Origin of the sequence: Paracoccus sp. (in: a-proteobacteria) (assembly GCF_030536915.1) — a bacterium.
GTDB lineage: Bacteria > Pseudomonadota > Alphaproteobacteria > Rhodobacterales > Rhodobacteraceae > Paracoccus.
The window spans coordinates 22,261-28,551 of sequence record NZ_JAUNPC010000033.1; the positions used below are offsets into that span (position 1 = coordinate 22,261).

Annotated in this window: 4 protein-coding genes and 1 tRNA gene; all 5 read left to right on the plus strand. The window is 67.2% G+C overall.

Annotated features, from left to right (window positions below; translation table 11 throughout):
- The first annotated feature begins 4 nt into the window (after nt 1–4).
- The 5 genes from Q4F04_RS07805 (at nt 5) to Q4F04_RS07825 (ending at nt 5,604) form a co-directional block, all read left to right on the plus strand.
- Nucleotides 5–1,390, plus strand: a complete 1,386-nt coding sequence (locus Q4F04_RS07805; RefSeq protein WP_303369271.1) for a diguanylate cyclase — start codon at nt 5–7, stop codon at nt 1,388–1,390.
- A 171-nt stretch (nt 1,391–1,561) separates the two neighbouring features.
- Entirely contained in the window at nt 1,562–3,016 is a 1,455-nt protein-coding gene (gene cysS / locus Q4F04_RS07810) for a cysteine--tRNA ligase (RefSeq protein WP_303369272.1), read from the plus strand.
- Complete coding sequence (cimA, locus tag Q4F04_RS07815; protein ID WP_303369273.1) at nt 3,013–4,626, plus strand: citramalate synthase; 1,614 nt, start codon at nt 3,013–3,015, stop codon at nt 4,624–4,626. The genes cysS and cimA overlap by 4 nt, the downstream gene beginning before the upstream one ends.
- Nucleotides 4,623–5,384, plus strand: coding sequence for a squalene/phytoene synthase family protein (locus Q4F04_RS07820; RefSeq protein ID WP_303369274.1), 762 nt, complete (start codon nt 4,623–4,625; stop codon nt 5,382–5,384). The genes cimA and Q4F04_RS07820 overlap by 4 nt, the downstream gene beginning before the upstream one ends.
- Nucleotides 5,385–5,514: 130 nt before the next feature.
- Nucleotides 5,515–5,604 (plus strand) — tRNA-Ser (locus Q4F04_RS07825).
- Nucleotides 5,605–6,291: the final 687 nt, after the last annotated feature.

Sequence of the window (6,291 nt, forward strand, 5' to 3'; positions counted from 1 at the left end):
AGGCATGGAAGGGCAAATCCTGGTGGTCGATGGCACGGCCACGAACCGGATCACGCTCAAGGTGCGTCTTGCGGCGGCATGCTACGACCCGCTGACAGCCCGCACGGGCGCGGAGGCGCTGGCGGTCCTGGCGCGCTGCCGACCCGGCATCGTCCTGATCGGCGGCCCCCCCGGCGACATGGAGCCGGTCGAGCTTTGCGAACGCATCGCGTGTGCAGAGCCGAGCCTGCCCGTGGTGATGATGGTTCCGCAAGACCAGCGAATCGCCGCCCTGAAAGCGGGGGCCGCGGCCGTTCTGGAACTGCCCCTAGACGAAGGCGACCTTTTCGCGCGCATCCGCGCGCTGATGCGGGATCGCCACCATGCCGCCGCGGCACCTGCCGTTCCGGGCATGGCCGAGGAGCAGCAGGCGTTCCTGCCCGCCCCTGCCACCGCGGCGCGGTCGGTCCTGCTAATCGCGGGTGAGACGGGCACCGCGATGGGATGGCGGCACGCGCTGGCGCCGCGGCTTGCGGCGCAGTTGCGGATCGCCGACCCCGAACGGGCTCTGGCCGAGGCGGCGGTGGGGCTGGTGCCCGACCTTTACCTGATCGCCGCGGACATGGCGCAGCCCGGCGACGGGCTGCGGCTGCTGTCCGAACTGCGCTCTCGCCGGTCGTCCCGTGACGCGGCTTTCGCGGTGGTGCTGGAACCGCAGCGGCGCGACATGATGCCGGTCGCGCTCGACCTTGGCGCAGGCGATGCGCTCTTGTCGATGCTGACGGCGGACGGAATGGCCGACGAGGCGGCGCTGCGGCTGGATGCGCTGATCCGGCGCAAGCTGTCCGCCGATGGACGCCGCGCCGCCGAGGAACGTGAACGCTCACTTGCCTGGATCGATCCGCTGACGGCCCTGCCGAACCGGCGCTACGCGCTGCCGCGCCTGGTCGAGCTGTGCAGCCGCGACTGTGGCACCTGCACGATCGTCGCCATCGACATCGACCGCTTCAAGGAGGTCAACGACCGCCATGGCCATGCCGCCGGCGATGCCGTCCTGGCCGATGTGGCCGCGCGGCTCGACCGCGCGGTGCCGGCACCCGGCTTCGTCGCCCGCGTCGGCGGAGAGGAGTTCCTGGCCATCCTGCCCGACACCTCGGAAACCGAGGCCGCCGCCGTGGCCCGCCGGATGCGCGCCCTCGTGTCCGATGAGCGGATACGCCTGCCCGGCCGCGATGAGGCAAGCGCCCTGCGCATCACCATCTCGGCAGGCATTGCCAGCATGGGTCCGGGTCCGCATGATCCGCGCAGCCGCGCGACGGCGCTGATGGAGCAGGCCGACGACGCGCTGCTGCGGGCCAAGCGCAGCGGCCGGGACCGGCTGATGATCTCGGGGGTCAATGCGGCGGCTTGAGGAACGGCCCCTGCCTGTCCGCTTGCGGCGACGCTGCCGCTTGCCCGCCCAGCCTGCCGCTGCTAAGGCGTTCGTCATGAACGGGCGCCCGACCATCTGCTGCATTACCGTCTGACACAAGGCCAGGCGGGACGTTCACGCGCGACTTGAACCCCGCCCAAGGGGGAATTCATGGTCCAGATCAAGCTGACCAACACGCGCACTCGCCGCAAGGAAGCGTTCGCGCCCATCGATCCGGCCAATGTGCGGATGTATCTCTGCGGACCCACGGTCTATGACCGCGCGCATCTGGGCAATGCCCGACCGGTGGTGGTCTTCGACGTGCTCTACCGCCTGCTGCGCCACGTCTATGGCGCAGATCACGTCACCTATGTCCGCAACTTCACCGATGTGGACGACAAGATCAACGCGGCGGCGCTAGCCCGCCAGCAGGCCGGTGACCCCCGCCCGCTGGAGGACCTGATCCGCGAGCGCACCGAGGAGACCATCGGCTGGTATCACGCCGACATGGACGCGCTGAGCGCCCTGCGTCCCGACCACGAGCCGCGGGCGACCGACTATATCCCGCAGATGATCGCCATGATCGAAGCCTTGGTCGCCAAGGGCCACGCCTATGCCGCCGAGGGGCATGTGCTGTTCGACGTCCGGTCCTTCCCGGCTTACGGCCGGCTTTCCGGCCGCTCGGTCGATGACATGATCGCCGGCGCCCGCGTCGAGGTCGCGCCGTTCAAGCGCGACCCGATGGATTTCGTGCTGTGGAAGCCCTCGTCGGAGGAAGAGCCGGGCTGGGACAGCCCTTGGGGCCGCGGCCGTCCGGGCTGGCATATCGAGTGCTCGGCCATGTCGGCGGCGCTGCTGGGGGAAAGCTTCGACATCCACGGCGGCGGCATCGACCTGCAGTTCCCCCACCACGAGAACGAGATCGCCCAAAGCTGCTGCGCCCATCCGCAGGAGGATTTCGCCCGCGTCTGGCTGCATAACGAGATGCTGCAGGTCGAGGGGAAGAAGATGTCGAAGTCGCTCGGCAATTTCTTCACCGTGCGGGATTTGCTGGATCAGGGGATACCCGGAGAGGTGATCCGGTATGTGTTCCTGATGACGCATTATCGGAAGCCGATGGACTGGACGGCGGAGAAGGTGCGGGAGGCCCGCGCAACGCTAGAGAAATGGCACCATCACATCCTGCCTTACGAGGGTGGCACGGCTGACGAAGTCATGCTCGCGACTCTGGCCGACGATCTCAACACAGCGGGTGCACTTACGCGACTTCATCAGTTGGCACGGGAAATATCAGAGACGCAGGATACTGCTGCCGCCGAAGCAAACTTCTTTGCTTCGGCCAGGATGCTCGGCCTTCTTGAGAACGGGATGGGCGGATGGGTCAAAGGTGGGATCGAGCAAGCAGCGAACACGATGCACACCAAGGTGGATGATGCGCTGGCCTCGCTTGCAGGACAGATGAGCCGCCTGCACACAGAAGCAAAGGCCAGCAAGGACTTCTCGGCTGTCGACGCGCTGAAGACGGCATTGATCGCCGCAGGGGTCGAGGTGCGTATGAAGGCGGGCGGCATCGACCTCGTGCCCGGCACTGACTTCGACCCTGTGGCACTGGAGCCATTGCTTTGACCCCCCGCCTCACCCTCTACGATACCACCCTCCGCGACGGGCAGCAGACCCAGGGCGTCCAGTTCTCGGCCGCCGAGAAGGCCGAGATCGCGCGGATGCTCGACACGCTCGGGGTGGATTACATCGAGGGTGGCTGGCCCGGCGCGAACCCCACCGACAGCGAGTTCTTCGCTTCCGGTCCCTCCACCCGCGCCACCATGACCGCCTTCGGCATGACCAAGCGCGCAGGCCGGTCCGCCGGAAACGACGACGTGCTGGCCGCCGTGCTGGATGCCGGGACGAAGGCTGTCTGCCTCGTCGGCAAGACGCATGACTATCATGTGACGGAAGCCCTTGGCATCACGCTTGAGGAAAACCTCGGCTGCATCGCGGACTCGATCGCCCATGTCACGACGCAAGGTCGCGAAGCGATCTTTGATGCCGAGCATTTCTTCGACGGCTACGAAGCGAATCCCGGCTATGCGCTCGATTGCCTGCGTGCGGCGCATCAGGCGGGCGCTCGCTGGATCGTGCTCTGCGACACCAACGGCGGCACCCTGCCCGACCGCGTGGGAGAGATCACCCGCGCCGTGATCGCCTCGGGCATCCCCGGCGACCGGCTGGGCATCCATGCCCATGACGACACCGGCAATGCGGTGGCCTGCTCGCTGGCCGCCATCGCGGCGGGCGCGCGGCAGGTGCAGGGGACGCTGAACGGCCTCGGCGAGCGCTGCGGCAACGCGAGCCTCACCAGCCTGATCCCGACGCTTCTGCTGAAAGAGCCGTTCCGTTCCACCCTGACCACCGGCGTCACGCCCGAGGCACTGGCCAGCCTTACCCGCATCTCGCGCCGGCTGGACGAGATCCTGAACCGATCGCCCCTGCGGGCCGCGCCTTATGTCGGCGCCTCGGCCTTCGCCCACAAGGCCGGGCTGCACGCCAGCGCAATTCTCAAGGGCCCCCAGACCTACGAGCATGTGGACCCCGCGACCGTGGGGAACGAGCGCGTCATCCCGATGTCGAACCAGGCCGGCCAGTCGAACCTGCGCGCCCGGCTTGCCGGCGCAGGGATCGAGGTGCAGCCCGGCGACCCGGCCCTGTCGCGCATGCTTGCCGCGGTGAAGGAGCGCGAGGATCAGGGCTACGCCTACGATTCGGCCCAGGCCTCCTTCGAACTGCTGGCGCGGGCGGAACTGGGCGCCCTGCCCCCGTTCTTCGAGATCGAGCGTTACCGCGTCACCGTCGAGCGCCGCCTGAACGCCATCGGCCGCCGCATCTCGGTCAGCGAGGCGGTGGTAGTGGCGCAGGTCGGCGGCCAGCGGGTGATGTCGGCCAGCGACAGCATCGGTGCCAATGGCGAGGACGCGGGCCCGGTCAACGCGTTGTGGCGGGCGCTCGGCAAGGACCTCGGGCCATGGCAGGCATCCATCGACGAGATGGTGCTGGCCGACTTCCGGGTGCGGATCATCGGCGCAGGCACCGACGCGGTGACCCGCGTGACCATCGACTTCACCGACAACCGCGGCGCGGCATGGTCCACCGTGGGGGTGTCCCCCAACATCGTGGACGCCAGCTTCGAGGCGCTGGTCGATGCGATCCGCTGGAAGCTGATCCGCGACGGCGCCGCATGAGCGCCAGGTTTCCCCCCGAGCTGGCCTTGCTGGCCGAGCGGCTGCGGCGCGAGGACCCCGACCGCTTCGCCATGGCGATGCTGGCGCCCGCAGAGGCACAGGCGCGGCTGGTCACGCTTTATGTCCTGAACGCCGAGCTTGCCCGCACGGCACTTGCCGCCCGCGACCCGCTGATCGCCGAGATGCGGGTGCAATGGTGGGTGGACCGCCTTGGGGCGCTGCACGCGCCCCCGCCCCCGCACGAGCTTCTGTCGCCGCTCTGGTCCGCATGGGGCAGCAAGGCGGCCGCGTTCGCCGGCCTTGCCGAATCGCGCAGGCATGACGCGGCACGAGAGCCCTTTCAGGACACAGCGGCCGTGGTGGCCTATGCCGACGCGACCGGAGGCGCGCTGATGTCGCATGCCGCCCGGACGCTGGGCGCCCCGGATGTGCCCGCCCTGCAGGCGCAGGGCCGTGGCGCGGCGCTGACCGCCTGGCTGCGCGCCCAGCCTGCGCTGCAACAGCTTGGTCTTGGCCTCTTCCGCGCGGATCCACAGGAACTGGCTGCCTTGGCGCACATCGCCATGCAGGCGTTCGGAAAGGCCGCAGCCGCCCGCCGCACCCTGCCCCGCGCCGCGGCCCCGGCGCTGCTTCCCGGTCCATCGCCGATCCGCTTCCTTGACGCGCTGATCCTGAAGCGGAAGCCGCCCGATCTGTCCGATCTCACCCGCCGCGCCGCATTGGCCCGGCTTGCCCTCACCGGACGCTGGTGGGTCTGAACAGTGGCCTCGTCCGCCGGGCCATGCCGGCTTACCTGCCGGCTCCAGGTATGGTCAGCGACTGTCATCGGATAGGACCGCACGAGCTTGCTTGATCCTGCGCCTGTCCAAGGATAATCCCGCTTGCACAGGAGGCGTGGCAGAGTGGTTTAATGCACCGGTCTTGAAAACCGACGTGGGGGCAACCCCACCGTGGGTTCAAATCCCACCGCCTCCGCCACTCGCCCTAGCGCAAGGGTTCTCTCTAACAGTCCTCGGCTAAATTTTTGCCTTGTTTTAGAGCCTTGTACCGTAACGGATGTTCACCAACCTGTGCATGACTGGGGTCAGATCTGCTCTCTCTGAGCCGATATTCTCTAGGCCTGTTGCCTGTGCAGATTCGGTGAATACGCTGCGAAGCCATTGAAATAATTAAGTTGCATAAGAGTGGAGCCTTCCGGGTTCGACATGGGTGGCGACTAGGAAGATGGAACAGAAGTCGAACTGTCGTCGATGGTCGGCGTGAGCCGAAGCACCTAGCGTCCAACTCTTGCAGGCCTTGTGCGGCGAGCTGGCCGCCGATGTTCATCCACCATCGCGTGCACCTCCGGACCCGCTACATGGTATCCAAGACTGACAGCAAAGGGCGGAAAGCGGTCATGCGGCAGTGCGGCTTGGCACCCGCAGCTAGGCTAGAATTGCGGTCATTCGTGACCGAACAGAGAGCAGAAACTCCCATTAGTCGGCGTGCCTCGCCAGCTCGCCTATACGCTCGGGAAAACAGCGGCTTTTTCCGAGGACAAGTAGAGGATAGCGCGGCACAATATTGCGCGGAGCTAGCTTCAGAAACACTCTTATTTGGAATGCATGGCGCTGCGCTACCGTGCACTTGCATCACAGGCGACGGAGCGGGCTCTGTTGCACAAAT

Excerpts from the sequence above, each read along its gene's own strand:
- Q4F04_RS07805 (WP_303369271.1), top strand. The coding sequence starts at position 5 with ATGGAAGGGCAAATCCTGGTGGTCGATGGCACGGCCACGAACCGGATC.
- cysS (WP_303369272.1), top strand. The coding sequence starts at position 1,562 with ATGGTCCAGATCAAGCTGACCAACACGCGCACTCGCCGCAAGGAAGCG.
- Q4F04_RS07820 (WP_303369274.1), top strand. The coding sequence starts at position 4,623 with ATGAGCGCCAGGTTTCCCCCCGAGCTGGCCTTGCTGGCCGAGCGGCTG.